At 64.7% G+C, this 21,643-nt stretch carries 17 protein-coding genes; 6 read left to right on the top strand and 11 right to left on the bottom strand.

Annotated features, from left to right (window positions below; genetic code table 11):
* The first annotated feature begins 28 nt into the window (after positions 1-28).
* Genes TQ38_RS23445 through TQ38_RS23455 form a run of 3 tightly spaced genes read left to right on the top strand, consistent with a single transcriptional unit; the run spans position 29 to position 3,610 of the window.
* Positions 29-952 carry a polysaccharide deacetylase gene (locus TQ38_RS23445; RefSeq protein ID WP_043970043.1) on the top strand — a complete coding sequence of 308 codons (924 nt, stop codon included), beginning with the start codon at positions 29-31 and terminating at the stop codon, positions 950-952.
* Position 953: 1 nt separating this feature from the next.
* Positions 954-2,105, top strand: a complete 1,152-nt coding sequence (locus TQ38_RS23450) for an FAD-dependent oxidoreductase (protein ID WP_043970044.1) — start codon at positions 954-956, stop codon at positions 2,103-2,105.
* Entirely contained in the window at positions 2,102-3,610 is a 1,509-nt protein-coding gene (locus TQ38_RS23455) for an aldehyde dehydrogenase (RefSeq protein WP_043970045.1), read from the top strand. Before TQ38_RS23450 ends, TQ38_RS23455 begins: the two co-directional genes overlap by 4 nt.
* 81 nt (positions 3,611-3,691) lie before the next feature.
* Here the strand turns inward: TQ38_RS23455 and TQ38_RS23460 are convergent, their stop codons facing one another.
* From TQ38_RS23460 to TQ38_RS23480, 5 genes are all read right to left on the bottom strand, one after another.
* Complete coding sequence (locus tag TQ38_RS23460; RefSeq protein WP_043970046.1) at positions 3,692-4,492, bottom strand: IclR family transcriptional regulator; 801 nt, start codon at positions 4,490-4,492, stop codon at positions 3,692-3,694.
* A 158-nt stretch (positions 4,493-4,650) separates the two neighbouring features.
* A complete protein-coding gene (locus tag TQ38_RS23465; RefSeq protein WP_043970047.1) occupies positions 4,651-5,781 on the bottom strand; it encodes an alcohol dehydrogenase catalytic domain-containing protein in 1,131 nt (376 codons plus the stop codon).
* 12 nt (positions 5,782-5,793) lie between these two features.
* Entirely contained in the window at positions 5,794-6,666 is an 873-nt protein-coding gene (locus TQ38_RS23470) for an oxaloacetate decarboxylase (RefSeq protein ID WP_043970048.1), read from the bottom strand.
* A gap of 25 nt (positions 6,667-6,691) precedes the next feature.
* A complete protein-coding gene (locus TQ38_RS23475) occupies positions 6,692-8,581 on the bottom strand; it encodes a hydantoinase B/oxoprolinase family protein (protein ID WP_043970049.1) in 1,890 nt (629 codons plus the stop codon).
* Between the two features lie 13 nt (positions 8,582-8,594).
* Positions 8,595-10,643, bottom strand: a complete 2,049-nt coding sequence (locus TQ38_RS23480; protein WP_043970050.1) for a hydantoinase/oxoprolinase family protein — start codon at positions 10,641-10,643, stop codon at positions 8,595-8,597.
* Positions 10,644-10,902: 259 nt separating this feature from the next.
* Here TQ38_RS23480 and TQ38_RS23485 point away from each other — a divergent pair, with 259 nt between their 5' ends.
* From TQ38_RS23485 to TQ38_RS23495, 3 genes are all read left to right on the top strand, one after another.
* A complete protein-coding gene (locus TQ38_RS23485; RefSeq protein ID WP_043970052.1) occupies positions 10,903-12,408 on the top strand; it encodes an aldehyde dehydrogenase in 1,506 nt (501 codons plus the stop codon).
* A 224-nt stretch (positions 12,409-12,632) separates the two neighbouring features.
* Positions 12,633-13,850: an NAD(P)/FAD-dependent oxidoreductase gene (locus tag TQ38_RS23490; protein WP_043970053.1), complete on the top strand. Its 1,218-nt coding sequence runs from the start codon at positions 12,633-12,635 to the stop codon at positions 13,848-13,850.
* A 65-nt stretch (positions 13,851-13,915) separates the two neighbouring features.
* Entirely contained in the window at positions 13,916-14,659 is a 744-nt protein-coding gene (locus TQ38_RS23495) for an arylmalonate decarboxylase (protein ID WP_043970054.1), read from the top strand.
* A 111-nt stretch (positions 14,660-14,770) separates the two neighbouring features.
* Here TQ38_RS23495 and TQ38_RS23500 read toward each other — a convergent pair whose 3' ends face one another.
* From TQ38_RS23500 to TQ38_RS23525, 6 genes are read right to left on the bottom strand one after another with little or no spacing between them, the layout of a single operon-like run.
* Positions 14,771-15,961: a CaiB/BaiF CoA-transferase family protein gene (locus TQ38_RS23500; RefSeq protein WP_043970055.1), complete on the bottom strand. Its 1,191-nt coding sequence runs from the start codon at positions 15,959-15,961 to the stop codon at positions 14,771-14,773.
* On the bottom strand, positions 15,958-16,878 hold the full coding sequence (locus TQ38_RS23505) for a hydroxymethylglutaryl-CoA lyase (RefSeq protein WP_043970056.1): 921 nt from the start codon (positions 16,876-16,878) through the stop codon (positions 15,958-15,960). The genes TQ38_RS23500 and TQ38_RS23505 overlap by 4 nt, the downstream gene beginning before the upstream one ends.
* Positions 16,875-17,480: a 3-isopropylmalate dehydratase small subunit gene (gene leuD / locus TQ38_RS23510; protein WP_043970057.1), complete on the bottom strand. Its 606-nt coding sequence runs from the start codon at positions 17,478-17,480 to the stop codon at positions 16,875-16,877. The genes TQ38_RS23505 and leuD overlap by 4 nt, the downstream gene beginning before the upstream one ends.
* Positions 17,477-18,868, bottom strand: a complete 1,392-nt coding sequence (locus TQ38_RS23515) for a 3-isopropylmalate dehydratase large subunit (RefSeq protein WP_043970058.1) — start codon at positions 18,866-18,868, stop codon at positions 17,477-17,479. Before TQ38_RS23515 ends, leuD begins: the two co-directional genes overlap by 4 nt.
* 28 nt (positions 18,869-18,896) lie before the next feature.
* Positions 18,897-19,919, bottom strand: coding sequence for a zinc-binding dehydrogenase (locus TQ38_RS23520; RefSeq protein WP_043970060.1), 1,023 nt, complete (start codon positions 19,917-19,919; stop codon positions 18,897-18,899).
* Positions 19,916-21,574 (bottom strand): FAD-binding oxidoreductase, encoded by a 1,659-nt coding sequence (locus TQ38_RS23525; RefSeq protein ID WP_043970061.1) that lies wholly within the window; start codon positions 21,572-21,574, stop codon positions 19,916-19,918. The genes TQ38_RS23520 and TQ38_RS23525 overlap by 4 nt, the downstream gene beginning before the upstream one ends.
* Positions 21,575-21,643: the final 69 nt, after the last annotated feature.

Raw genomic sequence — 21,643 nt, forward strand, 5'->3', positions numbered from 1 at the left:
GTAACAAGTCGTAAGCGAGAATTGTCCCATGGAATACGATTACGTCCCCCTCCCGCAGCGCCAGCCGCTCAAGTGGCCGAACGGCGCGCGGGTTGCCCTGATCCTGACGTTCAACCTTGAAACCTGGGACCTCACCAAGGATACCGACAAGCCCTATTACGCGGGCGGCCCGGCGATCCTGCCCGATGTGTTGCCCGGTAATACGCCTGACTTTCCGAATTTTACCTGGCGCGAATATGGCCAGCGCGTAGGCATCTGGCGCCTGTTCGAGCTGTTCGACGAACTGGGCGTTCCGGCCAGCTGCACCACCAACGCAGTGACTTTCGAGCGCCGCAAGGCGATGACCGACGCCGTGCTTGAGCGCGGCTGGGAACTGCTGACCCACAACTGGGAGCAGGGCGAACTGCTGACCAATTTCGCTCACCAGCCGGAGAAGGAGCGCGACATCGTCATGCGCAGCCTTGAGCAGTTCGAGAAGTTCACCGGCCGCAAATCGAAGGGTTGGCTCTCGTCCTCGCTGCGCGGCACGATGCAGACCGCCGACATCCTCGCGGAGCAGGGCTGCACGTTCTACTGCGACATCATGAACGACGACCAGCCGTTCCTGCTGCGCACGCCGAACGGCCCGATCGTTTCGGTGCCTTATTCGAACGAGATCAACGACTTCACCTTCATCACCCGCAAGAACTTCACCACCGACCAGTTCCGCGATGCCTTGATCGAGGAACTCGACGTGCTCTATGCCGAGGGTGCGAAGACAGGCCGCATCATGAACGTGGGCCTGCACCCGCATGTCTCGGGCCGCGCCCACCGCGTGCGGGCGCTGCGTGAATTCATCGAACATGCCAAGTCGCTGCCGGGCGTCTGGTGGGCCACGCGTGAGGAAATCGCCGAGTGGTATCTCCAGAACCACGAATCGCATATCCCCGGCCAGCTCGAGAGCAAGGGCTGACATGAGCCGCAGCGAAACCATCGTCGTGGTGGGCGGCGGCATTGCGGGTATGACCGCAGCCGCCGCGCTCGCGCAGGAGGGCTTCAAGGTCACGCTGCTCGAAAGCGCGCGTGAATTCGGCGAAATCGGGGCGGGTGTCACGCTCTCCCCGAACGCCATGAAGGGCCTCGACTTCATCGGCGTCTGCGAGGAAACGGCAAGCGCGGGCGTCGAGCCCAGCCGCCAGCGTATCCAGCACTGGCAGGATGGCCGTACCATCGTCGCCAAGGATCGTTCGGACCAGCGCGACAAGTATGGCGCGCCTTACGTCACGATCCACCGCGCCGACCTGCACGAAGTGCTTCTGGGCGCAGCGCGCCGCGCGGGCGTTGAACTGCGCACCAGCGCCGGCGTGGTTTCCAGCGATGGCAACACCGTTACGCTGGTCGACGGTTCGACCGTGACGGGTGACCTCATCGTTGGCGCGGACGGCGTCAAATCGGTGATCCGCGAACGCTTCGAGACCACGCCGCCGCACTTCACCGGCCACGTCGCCTGGCGCTGCCTGGTGCCGGTGACGCCGGAATTGCAGGAACTTTCTGACTTTCCCGGCATCATCATCGGTCCGGGCGCGATGATTACGCGCTATAATATCCGTGGCTCGACGGCGATGAATTTCGTGTTCTTCTCACGCCAGGAGGGCTGGAACGAGGAAGGCTGGACCACCCCGGTCGACCCCGAGGAAGTCCGCAAGGTCTATGCAGGCTGGTGCGACGATGCGCAGAAGCTGATCGCGGCCGCCTGCGAACAGCCGATGTACAAGTGGGCGATCAACGCCCGCACCGCGCTGCCCGGCTGGATCATCGACGACAACGTCACCCTGATCGGCGATGCCGCCCACGCCATGACGCCGTTCCTCGGGCACGGTGCGGCCTGCGGTATCGAGGACGGTGTGGTGCTGGCCCGCGCCTTGGCGGCCTCGGCCTCCATCGGCGAGGGCCTAAAGCGTTACGAGGCCGCGCGCCATGAACGCGCGACCTTTATCCAGGCCGAGAGCAACGCCAACGCCGACCGCATGCAGGGTCAGAACACCGACTTCTTCGGCCTCGAAGGCACGAAGGACGAGGAATCGCTGGGCCTATTCACTTACGATTGCCGGACGGTGCCGGTATGAGCGCCAACGCTGTACCGTTCGATGGCCACGCCATCGCGCCCGAAACCGCTGCTTTCCTCAGCAAGACCCACAAGCTGCTGATTGGCGGCGAATGGGTCGAGGGCAGCGGCGAGATGGCCAGCATCGATCCGGCCACCGGCATAGAACTGACCCGTGTTCAGACGGGCGGGGCTGCGGAAGTGGACCGCGCCGTGGCCGCCGCGCGGCGGGCGTTCGACGGGCCGTGGACCCGCATGACCGTGGCTGAGCGAACCGCGCTGATGCACCGGCTTGCCCGGATCATGGAGCAGAACGCGCTGCTGCTCACCCAGCTCGACATTCTCGATAACGGCATGCCGGCCTTCATTGCCGGGCTGACGACGTCGAACTGTGTCGAGATGATCGATTATTACGCAGGCGCGATCATGCGCATCGAGGGCACCACCACCGCGCCCCCGCGCCATATCGCCGCCGAAACCGAAGCGTTGACTTACACCTTGCGCGAACCTGTGGGCGTGGTCGGCCAGATCGTGCCGTGGAACGTGCCGCTTTCGACCGCAATCCTGAAGCTGGCGCCGGCTCTGGCGGCAGGCTGTACGGTTGTGATCAAGCCTTCGGAAGAAACCCCGCTTTCGGTTCTTGCACTGGGGCAGATGGTGCTGGACGCTGGCTTCCCCGCCGGGGTGGTCAATATCGTCAATGGCCTCGGCGGCGATGCCGGGGCGGCCATTGCGGCGCATCCGGGGATCGACAAGGTCTCGTTCACCGGCTCCACCGCGACCGGGCGCAAGATCGTCTCCGCAGCACTGGGCAATCTCAAGAAGGTCAGCCTGGAACTGGGCGGCAAGAGCCCGGTCATGATCATGCCCGACGCCGACCTTGCGCTGGCGGTTCCGGGCGTCGCCATGGCTACGTTCTTCCTGCAGGGCCAGAACTGCATGGCCGGCACGCGCATCTTCGCCCATGCCGACGTGCATGACGAACTGGTGGCGGGGCTCAAGGGCTTTGCGGAATCGATGACGCTGGGGCATGGCCTCGATCCGGCGACAATGCAGGGGCCGATGATTTCTGACGCGCACACCGCCAAGGTCATGGGCTATATCGGCAGTGCCGAGGCAACCGGGGCGACGCTGGTGACAGGCGGCGAGAAGCTGGACCGTCCTGGCAACTTCATCCGGCCGACGATCTATACGGACTGCCGCCCGGACATGCCGCTGGTGAAGGAAGAAATCTTCGGGCCGGTCATGGCAGTAATGAAAGTCGAGACGACAGACCTCGATGAGTTGGCGGCAATGGCCAACGACACGCCTTACGGACTGTCCGGTTCAGTCTGGACGAAGGACCTTTCCACGGCGCACCGGCTGGTGAAACGCATTCGTTCGGGCCATGTCTCGATCAATTGCCACGGCGCGGTGGGGACCAATATTCCCTTCGGCGGCTATGGCCAGTCGGGTTGGGGCCGGGAATTCGGCAAGGAAGGGCTCGACGGTTATCTCGAAACCAAGGCGGTTACGGCGCGGCTGTGATGTCGAACCAATAAAAAAAGCGCCACCGGGGCGCTTTGGCTGCAACATCTCGGGAGGTCCGCTGGACCTCCCGTTTTCGTGTCAGGCGTTGCCCATAGGCATCGGCATCGGGTTCGACAGGTCGTGACTGATTGCCGCAGCCGTCGCGCGCAGATCGTCGAGGTAGAGTTCCAGGGCCTGCGATAGCCGCATGGCGGCCACGAAGAACACCATGGTCATCGCAGCTTCGAAGTGCCCGTTGCGGAAGATCGGCACCGAGATCGACGAAGTCTTGCCCGGCGTCAGGTTGAAGTGGTTGCGGCCCTGCACCGCGTAGCCTTCGGCACGGATACGCTCGACATCCAGGCTGACTTCGGCGGTGGCGAGATAGTTGAGGTCGATTTCCTGCGAAACGCGCATGAAGCGCAGGATCATTTCGCGCTCGTCGTCGGGGGCATAGGCCATCGAGACCTTGCCCGAGGCGCTGTCGAGGATCGGCAGGGTGAAGCCGGGGTAATAGCGCTCGAACGTCAGCGACGAATTCGAGTGTGTCGAATCACGCAGCATCATCTCGCGGCCCACGCGAATTGCTATGGAAACCGGCCAGCCAACGCGTTTGGTGAGGCCGACGATATGCGGGCGGGCCAGGCGGACAAGTTCGTCGTCATGCTGGAAGCCGGTGGCCAATGTCTGGACCATGGCCGTTGCGCGGTAGCGCTTGCGCGCGGGCTCCTGCTCGATCAGGCCTTCGTAAAGCAAGGTCTGAACGATGCGGCACGCGGTCGGATAGGGCACTTCGGAAGCCTTTGCGATCTCCATCATGGAGAGCGAACCGTGTCGGTTGATGGCTTTCAATGCCGCGATCGAACGCGTGATAGAGCGAATTGGAACCCCTTTTTCCATTATCAGACCCTGTCAGTTTCTTGCGATGAAGAGAGAGTGACAAGAGAATGACGTTTGCTCGAATTAATCAAGGTATTATCCGCCTGTCGGATAGATAAAGCCGACAGGCGGGAACCAATCCGGGCATCGGTGTTTGGCCCGGCGGATTTTCTAAGGGCCTACCAGCCGGGCACGATCACCTGTCGGATAGCCTCACCCGAAGCCAGTTTGTCCATGGCTTCGTTGATTTCTTCCAGCGGGCCGACCGATGTCAGCAGTTTTTCCACCGGCAGGCGTCCAGCACGCCAGAGCTTGATATATCGGGGAATGTCGCGGGCCGGGATCGATGAACCCATGTAACTGCCCATTAGGGTTTTTCCGTCAGCCACGATCGACAGCGCGTTGATCGACAGTTCTTCCGACGGATTGGGCAGGCCTACCGTGACGATTCGCCCGCCGCGCCGGGCCGAGCGATATGCATGGGCGAGCACGGCGGCCTTGCCGACCGTTTCGACCACCACGTCGCTGCCCATGGCAACTTCATCCTCGCCGGGAGCAGAGGCGCTGGCAGCGCCCAGTTCCAGCGCGAGTGCCCGCTTTGCGGGCGACGGGTCAACGGCATGGACCGGCTGTGCGCCCGCCGCCAGCGCGCCGAGCAGCGCTGAAAGGCCCACACCGCCTAGGCCGATCACGGTCACGCTCTCACCCGGCTGGACTTTCGCGGTGTTCATCACTGCGCCTACCCCGGTCAATACCGCGCAGCCGAACAGGGCTGCGGTTTCCGGCGGAATATCGGCATCGATCTTCACCAGCGAGCGGCGGTCCACCACTGCCTGGGTCGCGAATGCCGAGACGCCGAGGTGATGGTGCACGGTCTCGCGGCCATGTTCCCCGGTGCAGGACAGGCGGCTGCCGCCCCGCATCAGTTCGCCCTTGCCGTTGGCGGCGGCGCCGTTGGCGCAGAGATACCCCTCGCCCGAAAGGCATTGCACGCATTGACCGCAGCTGGGCAGGAAGACCAGCACCACGCGGTCGCCCACGGCGAGGCCCGGCTCATCGGGATCGCCGAGTTCGAGCACCGTGCCTGCGGCTTCGTGCCCCAGCGCCATCGGCATCGGCCGGGGGCGGTCGCCATTGATGACGGAAAGGTCCGAGTGGCAAATGCCCGCAGCGTCGATCCTCACCAGTACTTCGCCGGGCAGCGGATCGTCGAGGTCGAGTTGGCGGACCGCGAGGGGTTCGTTCTCGGCATAGGGCTTGGGGTGGTCGCCCGAGCGGGAGAGGACGGCGGCGGCGATGCGGCGCTTCATGCGGGTTATGCCTTACTTGACCGGAGCCGGGACCGGGGCCCACTTCTTCTCGAAATCCCAGACATCCTCGAAGCCGATCAGCGAGCAGAACTCGTTGAAGTCAAAGATGCCTTCCGGCTCACCAACGCCGTTGTCCTTGAGATTGCGTAGGGCCTTTTCTATCGCGGTGCAGGCGACGAGACTGGTGAGCGAAGGGTAGATCGCATAGGCATAGCCGATCTCCTCCAGCACCGAGGCGTTCGGCACCGGCGACTTGCCGCCGTTCGACATGTTGGCCATGCACGGCTTGTCCAGTTCGGCGCAGGCGCGGCGCATTTCTTCTTCCGAGGTCAGGGCCTCGGGGAAGAGGACGTCGGCGCCGGCCTTCGAATAGGCTTCCAGCCGGCGGAGCATGCCGTCCATCCCTTCGCTGGCGCGGGCATCGCTGCGGGCGATGACGACGAGGTTTTCATCGCTCCTGGCGTCGATGGCGACCTTGATCTTCTCGACCATGTCTTCCAGCGGGATCAGGCGCTTGAAGGGTGTGTGGCCGCACTTCTTCGGGAATTCCTGGTCTTCGAACTGGATGGCGGTAACGCCCGAAGCCTCATAGCCCTTGACGGTGTGATGGACGTTGAGCAAGCCGCCATATCCGGTGTCGGCATCGGCGATGACCGCCGCGTTGGAAGTGCGCACGAGCGTCTCCATGCGGTTGCGCATCTCGGTGTAAGTGGCGATGCCGGCATCAGGCAGGCCCCAGGCGGATGCGGTCAGCCAATAACCGGTGCCATAGACGAGATCGAACCCGACCTTGTTGGCGATCACTGCGGCGATCATGTCCTGGATACCCGGGACGATGAAGAACTTGCCGCTTTCCAGCTTCTGGCGAAAAATCGGGTTGGCCATGATGGTTTCCTTGTACCCTGAATGCTTATTCGGCGGCTTCGGCAAGCGCGCCGTTCGAGGGGGCGGCCCACTGCGGCGCGGTTGGCGCAGGCAGGCCGGTTTCGGCGAGGCAGTTGCGGCGCAGTTCCTCGATATCGGGACCGAAGTTGAACACCGGGACTTCGCCGCGCGCGGCGCGCATTTCGCTGCGTAGCGCCTGCGTTGCGGCTTCATCGACAGCACCGTTCGCCAGTACGACGCCGTAGTCTTTCGCGCCTTCTGCAGTGACGAGGCCCTGCTTCAGCTCTTTGGCAAGCAGCGCGGGCTCTCGGTCGAGCGGATCGCCCCAGCCGCCGCCGCCCCAGGTGATGAACTGGAGTTCGTCACCGGCCTCGACCGGATAGTCCTCCAGCTTGTTGCCGACGACGATCCGCGTGCCGTCGGCTTTGGTGAGGATCTTCTTTGCGCGTTTGCCCGGAAGCCCGCCGTTGACGCCCCAGGGCGGCACGAACCAGCGGTCGTCGTGAATGGCGATTACGCCGCTTTCCAGGAAGCGATAGACCATGTTGATGCCGTTACCGCCGCGGTGCAGGCCGGCGCCGCCCGAATCCGCCACCGTTTCATAACGCACGATCTCGAGCGGGAAGTAGCGTTCCAGGAACTCGTTGGGCACGTTGGTGAAGCCCGGGAACAGCGAGTGGCCGTCCGGCCCATCACCCAGCGGACGGCCGGGAATACCGCCGAAGCCGATCTGGAAGAGCTGGAACCACTTTCCGGCCTTGTCGTGCCCTGCATAGAACAAGTGCGGCGAAGACGAGAAGCCGGCGGCGTTGAGGAATTCCGGTGTCTTCTGCCCCAGCAGGCCGCCCAGGATGTCGAACAGGCGGCCCAGCACGTGGGTGCGGCCCGAAAGCGCGGCGGGGAACTTCGGCTTGAGCAGCGAACCTTCTGGAATGCGCACGTCGATCAGGTCGTAATACCCGTCGTTGAAAAGTATCTGCGGGTCGAAGATCATGATCATGTAGATGCCGAAGAACATGCGCATCATGTTTTCGTTCAGCAGCATGTTGATCGACGCCTTCGATTGCGGATCGGTGCCCGCGAAGTCGAGCACGACGCGTCCGTTCTCGCGCCACATCGTGCATTTGATCTTGTAGGGGCCGTACCCCATGCCGTCGTCGCAGATGTAGTCCTCGAAGGACACCTTGTCCTCGCCGATCGAGCTTTCGATCAGATGCTTCATCGCGCGGTGGTTGCGTTCCAGCAGCATGTCGGTGGCCGAAACGAAGACATCGTCGCCGAAGCGCTCCACCATTTCGACCACACGGTGCGCGGCGACCCGGCATGAGGCGATCAGGGCGTTGAGGTCTGCCTTGCACCAGTCCGGGGTGCGCGACTGGTGCATGACCAGCTTGACGAGATCCTCGTTGTATTCGCCCTTCTTCCAGATCTTGACGGGCGGGATGCGCACGCCTTCCTGGAAGATTTCAGTGGCGTGGATCGGCATCGATCCGGGCACCATTCCGCCGATGTCGCTCTGATGGCCGAACATCGAGGTATAGGCGATCAGGCGCCCGTCCTTGAACACCGGCAGCAGCACCAGCCAGTCGTTGCAGTGGCTGATCGCGCCGCCGACCGAATAGGGATCGGACAGGAAGATCAGGTCCCCGTCCTCTACCGTGCCGTCGAAGCCGTCCAGGAAGGGGCCGATGTAGGAGCCGAACTGGCCCACGATCATCTTGCCCTTGTGGTCGGCAATGAGGGGGAAGGCGTCGCCCTGTTCGCGGATGCCCGGCGACATGGCAGTGCGCACCAGAGTGGCGTCCATCTCGATACGAGCATTACGCAGCGCGTTCTCGATGATGTCGAGCGTGACCGGGTCTACGGGTACGGTCTGGAAGGGAGCCTGGTTGGCCTGGATGATACGTGCGGTCATGTGAAAGGCTCCCTCAGGCGAGGTTGATGAGGATGTTGCCGGCGTGATCGACGGTGCCGATGCAGTCGGCCTCGATCAACGTGGTCGAATCCATCTCGGTGACGACGGCGGGGCCGGGGATCACGTCTCCGGCAAGCAGCTTCGCGCGGTCGTAGATGACGGCCGCCTGCATGGCGCTGCCGGTCCACAGTTCGTGATCGCGGATCTTGGCGCGGATCGGGTTGCCGTCTCCCTTTTCGAGCGGGGGCGAGGGCAGTTCCAGCGCGGGGCCCATCGCCACGGCGCGAAGGTTCACAAGTTCATGGGCTGAATCCATGTTGAAGGTGAAGAGCCGCAGGTGCTCGGCATCGAAGCGCGCGGTCACGCCTGCCAGCCCATCGGCCTTCAGCGTTTCCGGATCGATCGAGAGCGGCACTTCGAAGGCCTGCCCTTCGTAGCGCACGTCGAGTTCGAACTGGCTGGTTATGTCGGCATCGGCGATGCCTTCGGCCACCAGTTCGGCGCGGGTCTGGCGCGCCATTTCCTCCAGCAGGGTCAGCACCTGATCCTCGCCGGTATCGGCCACGCGCTGCGAGAACGAGCGCGCGGTTTCGGTGCGCATGCGGGTGGTGGCGTCCCCAAGCGCGCAGAGCACGCCCGGCGAGACCGGCGAGACGGCAGGCCATGACCCCATCAGCCTGGCCACCGCGTTGACGTGAAGCGGGCCGGCGCCGCCAAAGCCCATCACCGCGAAGTCGCGCGGGTCGTACCCCTGCTGCACCGAGATCATGCGCAGTGCGCCGAACATGTTCTCGTTGACGATGTCGATGATGCCGCGCGCGGCTTCCATCAGGCCGATGCCAAGCGCGTCGGCAATGGTCTGGACGGCGGTTCTGGCGCCTTCACGGTCGAGCTTGAACGTGCCGCCAAGCAGGTTTTCCGGCAAGTAGCCGAGCACGACGTTGGCGTCGGTGACGGTGGGCGCGGTGCCGCCCTTGCCATAGGCGACCGGCCCCGGCACAGCGCCCGCCGACTGCGGACCGACCCGCAGCGCCTTGGTCAGCTCTGGAACATAGGCGATGGACCCGCCCCCTGCACCGACCGTCTTCACGTCGAGCGCGGAGGCGCGCACGGAAAGATGGCCGACTTCGGTGGTGCGCTGGCGGCGCGCTTCGAGGTCCTCGATTAGGGCTACGTCGGTGGACGTGCCGCCGACATCAAGCGTCAGGATGTTGCGGATACCGGCATTGCGGCCGACCCAGATCGCGCCGGTGACGCCGCCTGCGGGACCGGACATCAGCAGCGAGACGGGATGCTCTTCCGACTTTTCCGAACTCATCAACCCGCCGTCCGAACGCAGCAGGGAAAGCGAACCCGCCATGCCGGCACCGCGCAGGCGGCTGCGCAGGTTGCGCACGTACTTGCCCACAACCGGGCGCACAGCGGCATTGGCCACGGTGGTAAGCGTGCGTTCGTATTCCTGCATTTCCGGCAGGACGAGGTGGCTGAGAGAGATCGGCACGTCAGGCATGATCTCTGCGGCCAGTTCAGCCACGCGCGCCTCGTGCGCGCCGTTGAGATAAGCATTGATAAGCGCGACGGTCAGCGCCTCAACGCCCGAGGCCTTGAGTTCTTCCAGCACGGTGCGGATCTGGGCCTCGTCGATCGCGGCGGTTTCCTCGCCGCGCGCATTCATCCGGCCGGTGATCTCGAAGGTGTCTTCCAGCGCGGCCAGCGGTTCGGGCTTGGGCCAGACGATCCAGCCGGCCAGACCGCCGGGGACGAAGGAGCGGGCGATCTGCATCACCTGGCGGTAGCCATCGGTGGTGATGAGGCCCACGCGGGCGCCCTTGCCTTCGAGCACCGCGTTAGTGGCGACGGTGGTGCCGTGCAGGAAGAATTCGACGTCGGACGGGGCGATACCGCCTTTTTCGCAGACGGCGGTGACACCGTTCAGGATGCCCTCGGAACTGTCATGCGGGGTCGACGGCGTCTTGTGACGCCAGAACTCGCCGTTATCCTGGTTGAAAAGCAACAGATCGGTGAACGTCCCGCCGACATCCACGCCCAAACGATAGGTCATGTGTTTCCCATCCCGGTTGGCCCTCAGGCCGTTTCTTGGTTTCGGATTTCGTGCGCGGTGTGCGGCTCACGACTCCGGGTTGATCAAAAATGGTATAGAACTATAACAAATCGGCAAGGCCGCATTGCGTTTTGCGTACCGCGCCGGCGCGCAGGCGCTGCGGTTTCGGACAAAGTTATCCGCCCAGCGAATTTTTAGGGTGGTGAGGGGCCACGTCGCCGTCCACCACACTAGGAAGGTCGCAACAAAGGAGACAGCCATGCCACTCAACTTCAGCACGCTTCGTACCGGTACGCGGGAGTTTCTTGCGCGGCGCGCCAGCGGACAGGGCTTGCTGATCGGCGGTGAGTGGGCACAGGCCGCGAATGGCGGCACCTTCGCAACGGTGGACCCCGCCACGGGCAGCGAACTGGGACAGGTCGCCAAGGCCGGTGCGGCTGATGTCGATGCCGCCGTTTCCGCTGCGCGTGCCGCGCTGGCAGTCTGGGGTGCCACGGTACCGGCAGAGCGCGCGCGAATCCTCTGGAAGGTGGCCGACCTCATCGAGGCGAACATCGACGACCTCGCCGAACTGGAAACTCTCGACCAGGGCAAGCCGCTGTTCGTCGGCCGCTGGGCCGAAATCCCCGGCGCCGTCAGCCAGTTCCGCTTCTTCGCCGGACAGGCCATGGCGATCGAGGGCAGCACGCTCGAAAGCTCGATCAATTATCAGCCCGCAGGCAAGCAGATGCGGACATGGACGGTGCGCGAGCCGGTGGGCGTGGTTGCCGCCATCGTGCCGTGGAATTCGCCGCTGGTGCTCACCGCGATGAAGCTGGCCCCGGCGCTTGCGGCAGGCTGCACCGTCGTGCTCAAACCTGCCGAGGACACCTCGCTCACCGCGCTGCGCCTCGGCGAACTGATGATCGAGGCGGGGGTGCCGGCGGGCGTCATCAACATCGTCACCGGCCTTGGCGGCGAAACCGGCGCGGCGCTGGCCGCCCATCCGGGCGTCGCCAAGATCGCGTTTACCGGCTCCACCGCCACCGGCCGTGCGGTGCTCGATGCCGCCAAGACCAATTTCAAGCGCGTGACGCTGGAACTGGGCGGCAAGTCGCCCTCGATCATCATGCCTGATGCCGACCTGTCGCAGGCGATTCCGGGCGTCGCCAATGCGATCTACTTCAACGGCGGGCAAGTGTGCATCGCCGGATCGCGGCTTTACGTCCATCGTTCGGTCCACGATCAGGTGGTCGAAGGCGTGGCGGAATACGCCAAGGGCCTGAAGCTGGGCCACGGCCTGGCCGCCGATACCCAGATGGGCCCAGTTGTATCGCTGCGCCACGCCGAGCGTGTCGAGGGCTTCCTCCAGCGCGCCCGCGCCGAGGGGGCGACGATGCTGGCCGGCGGCGAGCGTACCGGCGAGGCGGGCACCTTCATCACCCCCACCCTTGTCGTCGACGTGAATCCCGGCATGGAAATCGTGCGCGAGGAAGTGTTCGGCCCGGTCCTCGTCGCGCAGGCCTTCGACGATGTGGAGGAAGTGATCGCGGCCGCGAACGACAGTGAATATGGCCTCGCCGCCAGTGTTTGGACCGAGGGCCTGTCGAACGCTCATCGGATGTCGAGTGCGATCAAGGCGGGCACGGTGTGGATCAACTGTCACGCGATGTACGATCCCACGCTGGCCATCGGCGGGGTCAAGCAGTCGGGCTGGGGCCGCGACAGCGGGCGGCAGGCCTTGGAGAATTACCTGGAGTGGAAGACCATCTGCGCCGTGGTCTGACGCCGGAAATACAATTGAAAACAAACAGAAGGGCGTACCGAAAGGTGCGCCCTTCTTGGCGTCAGAGCGCGGTGAAACGTTCGCCTGCCGGGCAATAGCCATGAGGGCAGGATTACAGTGCCGCCCGTTCACCGCGAGGCGGATAGTTCGGCGAGATTGCCGATTGGAGCGAAAACACCAGTCCATAGCCGGAAGCAGAACGGGATTATTGGAGTCTGCTCGACATGACAGCGGTTGGAAGGTGCCAGGTGGCGATTGCGGGAGCCGGGCCGGTCGGAACGGTTATGGCGACGCTGTTGGCGCAGGCGGGTATCGACGTGGTTGTCATCGAGACGGGCCATGATTGCGCGCAGGATCTGCGCGCCTCGACCTTCCATCCGCCGACGCTGGAAATGCTCGACCAGATCGGGATCACCCCGATGCTGCTGGAAAAGGGCCTGAAGGCGCCCGTCTTCCACTGGCGCGACCGGCAATCGGGCGAAGTGATCGACTTCGACCTTGCCGAGATCAGCGATGTCAGCCGCTACCCCTTCCGCATCCAGTGCGAGCAGTACCACCTCTCGCGCGCATTGGCTTCAGGCCTCGAAAAGCAGGGCAATGCGCAAGTACGCTTCGGCAGCCGTCTGCTGGCTCTCGAGGAAGACGCCGAGGGCGTGAACCTCGCGATCGAGACGATGACCGGCATCGAGCGCCTGCGCTGCGAATACCTGATTGGCGCGGACGGTGCGAACTCGGTGGTGCGCAAGTGGCTCGGCATTGAATTCGACGGTTTCACTTATGCCGAGCGGTTCCTTTGCCTCTCGACCGAGTTCGACATCGCCGCCCATCTGCCGAACTTGGCCTGGGTCAACTATGTCTCCGATCCCGACGAGTGGCTGGTGCTGCTGCGCGTGCCTTCGCTGTGGCGCGTGCTGGTGCCGACCGACGGAACGCTCAGCGATGACGAACTGCGTTCGGACGCGATGAAGGATGCGATCTTCGGCCGCCTCGTCGGGGACGGCTCGATGGTGCAGACCAGGCACCGCACGCTCTACCGCGTTCACCAGCGCGTTGCGAAGTCGTTCCGCGAGGGCCGGGTGCTGCTGGCGGGCGATGCCGCGCACCTCAACAACCCGCTGGGCGGGTTCGGCATGAATTCGGGCGTGCACGATGCCTTCAACTTGTTCGAAAAGCTGTTGCCGGTGCTGAAGGGACAGGTTTCGGCCGCCGTCGCCGACGAGAACCTCGCGCTTTACGACCGCCAGCGCCGCGAGGTGACACATAGCTTCACCCAGACGCAGACCAAGGAAAACATGGCCATGATCCGCGGCGGTCAGGACGATGCGCATAAGCGCCGCCGCGAAGCTATGATGGCCATCAAGCAGGACGATACCGCCCGCCGCGCCTACATGATGCGGCAGGCCATGTACGAGAGCCTGGCGCTGGCCTCGCAGATCCGCTGAACCCCTTCCCCGGCAAACCCCATCATCACGCGGCCTGCGCAAGGTCCGCAACAGGAGTATCTGCAATGGGAGACGTTCTTGGTTGGCGCAAGCTGCTGGGTGTCATCGCCCCCTCGACCAACACGGTGGTGCAGCCCGACATGGAAAGGATGCGCCCCGAAGGCGTGACCAACCATTTCTCGCGCATCTACGTCGAGGACCCGCTGGCGCTCTCGAACGAGGATTTCATCGCCGGGACCACGGCCATTGCCGAAAACACGCTCGATGCAGTGCGTTCGGTGATGACTTGCAAGCCGGACTACCTCGTGCTGGGCATGTCGGCGATCACGTTCTACGGCGGCGTCGAGGGTAGCCGAAAATGGAAGAAGCAGGTCGAGGACTTGTCCGGGACAGGCGCTTCCACGGGCGCTGAATCGGTGGCGGCCGCGCTTCACGCCTACGGCGCGAAGACGGTGAGCTTCGTTTCGCCCTACTACCCCGTCGCCAATGCGGAAGTGCGCAATTTCCTTGAGCAATCGGGCTTCACCGTGAAGCGCGACATCGCGCTGGAATGCAAGCGCTGGACCGACATTGCCAAAGTCGGTCCGGACCGTCTGCGCGAGGTGATTGCGGAACTGGACGGGGACGATGTCGACGCCATCGTACAGGTGGGCACGAACCTTTCGATGGTCGGTCTGGCCGCCGAATACGAGGCGAAGCTGGCCAAGCCGGTGATCGCCATCAACACCGCGACGTATTGGCACGCCCTGCGCGCAGTGGGCATCGAGGACAAGATTCAAGGCATGGGCCGGCTGCTGGCCGAGTTCTGACAAGGCCCTGATCCCAGACGGTAAAAAGGCGCAAAGGCTTTTGGCTTTGCGCCTTTTTTCTTATTTCTTTCAGAGCGCTTCGTCAGTCTGCAGACCCAATTGGTGGCCGGGTCACTGAGACCCGACCGCCCCTTGTGCGACAAGCCGCTCGATCCGTTCCTCGTCGTAGCCCAGCGCCGCAAGTACCGTGCGGCTATCGGCTCCGGGGGAGGGCAAGGTGACCGGAGCGCCGGGGCGCAGGCCGCCCATTTGCAGCGGGATCGTCGGCAGGCGCGTCTCGCCGCCGGTATCCAGGGTGACCGGCTCAAGGCCTCCATCGGCGAGCTGCGGATCATCGAACATGTCCTCGGGCCGGGCGATGGGGGCGAAGGGCAGGCCGGTGCCTTCCAGCTTTGCCACGATCTCGTCCCGGGTCATCGAGGCGACCAGTGCGCGGACGTGCGGCAGGATGCGATCGCGGGCCATCACTCGCTGGTTGTTGGTGCGCAGGGATTCGTCGGCCCACAGGTCATCCAGCGCGAACAGCGCACAGAATTTTTGCCACAACACATCGCTGACAACGCCGATGAAGACTGGCTCGTCACGGGTTTCGAACACGTCGTAGATCGCCCATGCCGAGATGCGTGCGGGCATTGGTGCGGCGGCCTTTCCGGTGACGGCGAACTGCGCCATGTGCTGGCCGACGAGGTAGATCGTGGTTTCAAACAGGCTGGCAACGACCTTCTGGCCGCGTCCGGTGCGGTGGCGTTCCTCCAGCGCGGCAAGGATGCCGATCACGCCGAACATGCCGCCAGTCACGTCGATCACGCTGGAGCCTGCGCGCAGGGGCCGTCCCGGCGGCCCGGTCATATAGGCAAGGCCGCCCATCATCTGCGCCACTTCGTCAAGCGCGGTACGCTGTTCGTAAGGGCCGGGGAGAAAGCCTTTTTCCGAGCAGTAGATGAGGCGCGGATTGACCTCGGCGAGCTGTTCGTATGAGAGGCCCAGCCGGTCGAGCGCACCGGGACGGAAGTTTTCGATCAGGACGTCGGCGCCTTCGGCAAGGTCGCGGGCGACGGCGAGGCCCTCTGGCGATTTGAGGTCGAGGCAGATCGACTGCTTGCCCCGGTTGTACATCGGGAAATATCCCGAGCCCGAGCCGAGCAGGCGGCGGGTCTGGTCGCCGCCGATGGGCTCGATGCGGACGACTTCGGCGCCCAGTCCGGCCAGGATATGCCCCACTGCCGGGCCCATGACCATGTGGGTGAATTCGACGACGCGAATGCCGGCAAGGGGCTGCGGAGTTGCGGGGGCTTCGCTCAACGGGCGATCCTTTCGTTGTAGTCCAGCATCGGTCCGGCATCGGGCGTGAAGCCGTAGAGCGGTTCGCCCGGCAGCGCGTCGACCAGGATCTGGCGCACTTTCAGCAGACGTTCGAGGTCGATGCCGGTATCGAGGCCCATGGCATTGAGCATGAGCACGAGGTCTTCGGTGACAAGATTGCCCGAGGCCCCCGGTGCGGCAGGGCAACCGCCAAGACCGCCAAGCGATGCGTCAAGGGTGGTGATGCCTTCCTCAAGGCCGGCCAGCGCATTGGCGAGGCCGAGGCCGCGCGTGTTGTGAAGGTGCAGGGTGGTCAGCATGTCCGCGCCCACTGCCGCCCTGACCTTGCGCACCAGCCGCCGGACCTGCGCAGGGTCGGCATAGCCGGTGGTGTCGGACAGGCTGAATTCCTGCGCGCCTGCGTCGGCGGCGGCCACGGCAAGGCGCACCACGGCGTCTTCGGCCACGGCGCCTTCGATGGTGCAGCCGAATGCGGTGGCAAGGCCGACGGCGAAGTGCACGCCCGCCGCCCGGGCGATCTGCGCAGCCTCGGCGATTTCCGCCAGCATCGCCGGATGGTCCTTGCGCACATTGCGGATCGAGTGCGTTTCGCTCATCGAAAGCGGGATCGACATGGCGTGGACCCCCGCGTCGACCGCGCGCTGTGCGCCCTTGGCATTGGGCACGAGGGCGACGACGTTAAGCCCCTCGATACCGCGCGCGAAGCGGACGAGTTCCGCGGTATCGGCCATCTGCGGCAGGAGGCTGGGCGGCACGAAGCTGCCCACCTCGATCTCGCGCACGCCGGCTGCGGCTTCGGCGGCGATCCAGGCCTTCTTTGCCTCCAGCGGCATGACCGCCTTGATCGACTGCAACCCGTCGCGCGGGCCGACTTCGGAAACCAGTATCTGCGTCATTGTGTTCTTTCGAGATAGACCCAGGGCCGCGCCTTGCGGTCCATCGAGGTCCAGTCCTCGATGGCCGGCAGCGACTTGAGCGTGAGATCGATGGCATCGAGCCCTTCGAGCAGCATCTCGCGCGGCTCGGGCTCGATCTCGAAGCGGTGAACGGCGCCCCCGCAGCGAACTTCCTGCGCGGGCAGGTCCACGGTGACCGACTGCCACGCCATGGCTGCGATGTCTGCTTCGGGAAGCGTCACGGGCAGCAAGCCGTTGCGGATGCAGTTCGCGCGGAAGATCGGCGCGAAACTGGGCGCGATCATGCAGCGCATGCCATATTCGGCCAGCGCCCAGACCGCATGTTCGCGGCTGGACCCGCATCCGAAATTCGCGCCGCCCAGCAGGATTTGCGCGCCTGACGCTTCCGGCCGGTTTAGCGAAAACTCCGGGTCGGGGGTGCGCGCGGCGGCATCGAGATAGCGCCACGGGGCAAACAATCCATCCGCGAGGCCGGTGCGGCCGGTGCTTTTCATCTCGCGGCTGGGGATGATGGCATCGGTATCGACGTTGTCGCGCAGGAGAGGCGCTGCGCGCGAGGAAAGCGTGGTGAAAGGGGTCATGGCATCAGTTTCCCTGCCATCAGCTTTCGAGGGTCCGCGATCACGCCCGCGATGGCGCTGGCGACCACGGTTTCGGGGCTGGCGATATGGGTACGGATGCCCGGCCCCTGCCGGCCTTCGAAGTTGCGGTTGGTACTGCTGACGGTGCGGCTGCCTTCGGGGAAACTTTCGCCGCCCGCGAAGAAGCACAGTGAACAGCCGCTGGCGCGCCACTCGAACCCGGCGGCGGTAAAGATGGCGTCGAGCCCTTCGGCCTCTGCGGCGCGCTTTACTGCGGAGCTGCCCGGCACCACCAGGGCCTTGCGGATAGAAGGCGCGATATGGTGCCCCTTCAGCATCGCGGCGGCGCGGCGCAGGTCAGAAATGCGGGCATTGGTGCAGGAACCGATGAAGGCGACGTCGATCGGCGTGCCCAGCAGCGGCGCGCCTGCATCGAGGCCGATATATTCGTGCGCGCGCGGCGGCCCCTGCGGAACGGTGCCATCCACCGGCATCGCGTGTTCCGGGCTGGTGCCCCAGCTTACCATCGGCGCAAGCGCGGCGGCGTCGATCTCGATCTCGCGGTCGAAGCGGGCGCCGTCATCGGTGCGCAGCGTGTGCCAGTAAGGCTCGTCGAAACTTTCGGGCGCATAGCGGCGGTCGGCGAGATATTCGAAAGTCCGGGCATCGGGCGCGATGATCCCGGTCATGGCCGCGAATTCGGTGGCCATGTTGCACAGGGTCATGCGCGCCTCGATATCGAGGGCGCGCACCGCCTCGCCCGCGAATTCCACGACATGGCCCGCGCCGCCGCCTGCGCCGTGCACGGCGATCAGGGCAAGCACCATGTCCTTGGCAGTGACGCCTGGCGCCAGCTTGCCCCGGTAGGTGACGCGCATCGTCTTCGGACGGTCCAGCCTCAGCACGCCGGTCGCCATGGCATGTTCGGCCTCGCTGGAGCCGATGCCCCAGGCCAGCGCGCCCAGCGCGCCTTGCGTGCAGGTATGGCTGTCAGGCGCGACGAGGGTGAGGCCGGGCAGGACGATGCCCAGTTCGGGCGAGATCACATGCGTGATGCCCTGGTCGCGGTCGTTCACGTCGAACAGGGTGATCCCTGCCGCCTTTGCGGCGGCGCGGGTTTCGGTGATGAAGGCCGATCCGCCTTCCATCAAGGTGCCGTCGCCGCGTCCCGGTCGGGTGTCGACGATATGGTCCATCACCGCGAAGACACGGGCGGGATCGCATACGGGACGTTTTGCCGCCGCCATGGATTTAAGCGCGGCGGCGCCGGTGCGTTCGTGCAGGAACACGCGGTCTATGGCGATGAGGGCAGCCCCCGTGGCGGTATCCGCGACGTGGTGGGCATCCCAGATCTTTTCGAAGAGTGTTCTGGTTTTGTGAACTGTCATCTGTCATCGCACCCGGCTTGTCGCCGGTTCAAATGGCCTGCTCGGGGGTGAGGTCGACCACGACCTTGCCCATTGAACGGCCGGAAAGCAGGCGTTCTACAGCGCCAAAAACGCCTTCGATGCCGGTGTGTGGTTCGTCGTCGAAATGGACCTTCAACTTGCCTTGGGCATAGAGCGCGAACAGCCGTTCGCGCGCTTCCGCCCAGTGGGGCGTGAGCAGGCCGTTCATAAAGCCGCGCACCGATGCGCCTTTGTAGTAGATGGCGTGGGCGATCCGCGGGCCGGTGACGACTTCGGGCCTGCCTTCGAGGTCGGAAGCAGCGCCGCCGACCACGAGACGTCCATGGTTTGCCAGATGGGCCAGGAATGCATCGAAGATCGCGCCGCTGACGGTGTCCACTGCCACATCGAGGCCGCCGGGATATTCAGCCGCAAGCACGGCATCCACGTCTTCGGACTTGTAGTCGATGACCCGGTCAGCGCCGAGCGAGGCCACGAAGGCGCATTTCGCCGGGCCGCCCGCCACGCCGATCACCCGCGCGCCCTTGAGCACGGCAAGCTGGACCAGCAAATGGCCAAGCCCGCCTGCGGCTGCCGAAATGGCAATGGTCTCGCCTTCCTTCAGCTCGCCGATGCGTTCCAGCGCGACAAGCGCGGAAACGCCGGTGGAGGCCAGTGCGAGATATTCGCGGGTGGCCGCAGGAGCCTTGGCAAACTGGGCTGCGGCACCGACATTGGCCTCGCGGTAACCGCCGGTGAAGCGCACGGTCACGGCCGCGTCGCCGGGGGCATAATCGGTCACGTCCGCACCGACTGCCTCGACCGTGCCGATCGCCTCCACGCCTGTGAACGTGGGCAGGGCGATCTTCACGTAATCCACCGCGTTGCGGGCGATCTGGGTGTCGAAGATGGCGTTGACGCCGCAGTGCAGGTTGCGCACGCGAATCTCGCCGGGGCCGGGCGCGGTTAGCGGTAGTTCCACGATCTCGCTGCCCTCGCGAAACGAAGGGGCGATGCGTGTCAGCCGGATGGCACGGTAGGTTTCGCTCATCGTGCGGCGGCTCCCTGCCGAGCGGCGATCTTGCCCTGAGGGAAGCCAAGGCCGCCTGGATTGAACAGGCCCTTGGGGTCCATCACGGTCTTCACCGCGTCGAGCACGTCGAGGAAAGCCGGGTCGCGAGTCTCGCGATAGGGATAGGCGCGGCCGATTTGGAAATGGGCGGCGCCGTATTTCTTGCAGATCGCCTTCACCTGTTCGCGGGCCTCGGTGACCATGGCGGTCGCCTCCGGCGCGGCGCCAAGTTGCTTGAGGCGCTTGAGATGGTCCGGCTCTACCATCGATGCATGCACGGGGCGGTAGCCTTCGGGCCAGAAGAACACCGGCTCGATGACGATCGCATTGGTGGAAAGCGAAGAGAACAGGAAGCCGTTGTGGATGCCCAGTGCGTCGAAACGCGCCTTCATCGAATCGAAGTACGCGCGAATTTCGGCGAACATGGCAGGCGCCGTGGAAAGCGAGGCCTGTCCGTGTACCGGCACCCAGCTTTCGCCCTCGGGGCCAAGGATGGAATTGGGTGCCGGGAAGGGCATCGCGCGGATGACCTTGGCGATGGAGTTTTCTATCTCGGTGCCGCCAAAGCGCTTGGCGATCTCGCGCGCGGTGGCCAGGTCCGCGGCGACGGATTCCTTGCAGCGGCCTTCCGCCGTGATGTGCAGGGGATAGTCGTCCTCGGGAATGAAGTCGCGTCCGCCCATGGCGATCCTGGCGGCGGCGAGCAGGCCCTTGCCCAGCGATTTCTCCTTGGCGACGACCTTGCCCAGCGTCTTCATGTCGCTGGCCAGCGACATGCGGCGCATGCGAACCTTGGTGAGGCCGGGGTCGAAGCCGCAGGTTTCCGATGCGATGCCGGCACGGGTCATTTCCGCCAGCGCCTTGACCATGACCTCGCCGTCCGGGAACGAGAACGAGACCGAATCCTCGAACTGTGGGGTGCGGATCAGGCGGAAGGTCACTTCGGCCTTGAGGCCCAGCGTGCCGGAATCGCCGCAGAACAGCCCGGCAAGGTCGGGGCCGAAGTGGCGGTAGTGCGGGGTGTCGCCGTCAGGCCCGCGTGCGCCGGTGCGCAGCATCCGGCCGTCCGCCAGCACCATGGTCACCGCGATCACGCTCTCGCTGGAGGTTCCGTAGTGGCCCGCGCCGAACATGGCGTTGAGCTGCGAAAGGCCGCCGCCGATGGTGGAATAAATGCCCGACATCGGGCCCCAGAAAGGCGTACGCAGTCCGTGGGGCTTCAGCGCTTCGTTGAGGGCCAGCCACGTGCAGCCGCACTGGACGGTGACGGTCATGTCCTCGGGGCTGACCTTCAGAACCTGGTTCATGCGGGTCGTGTCGATGGTGACGGTATCGTCGGTGACCGGCAGGTAGCTTTCGGTGTAGCTCATGCCCGCGCCGCGCGGGGCGATGGCAACGCCCGCTTCGTTGGCGGCTTTGACCACGGCGGCGAGTTCAGCGGTGGTCGCCGGGGCGACTGCCAGCATCGCGACATGATCGGCGCGGGTCCACACGTCCTCGCTGAACAGGCGCAAGCGGGCGTCATCGGCGCTGACGTTGTCCGGCCCGACGATCGCTTCCAGAGCGGCGCGCAGATCGGCGGGGCAGGGAGCGATCCTGGTGGGGTTCTGCTCGAAGGTCTGGCTGTCGGACATGGTCTCGTTCCCGAACACTGAAAGCCATATATGGCTTGTGATTAGATCAATTGGCTCGCCGCCGAGGGC

The organism is Novosphingobium sp. P6W (assembly GCF_000876675.2).
Classification (GTDB): Bacteria; Pseudomonadota; Alphaproteobacteria; order Sphingomonadales; family Sphingomonadaceae; genus Novosphingobium.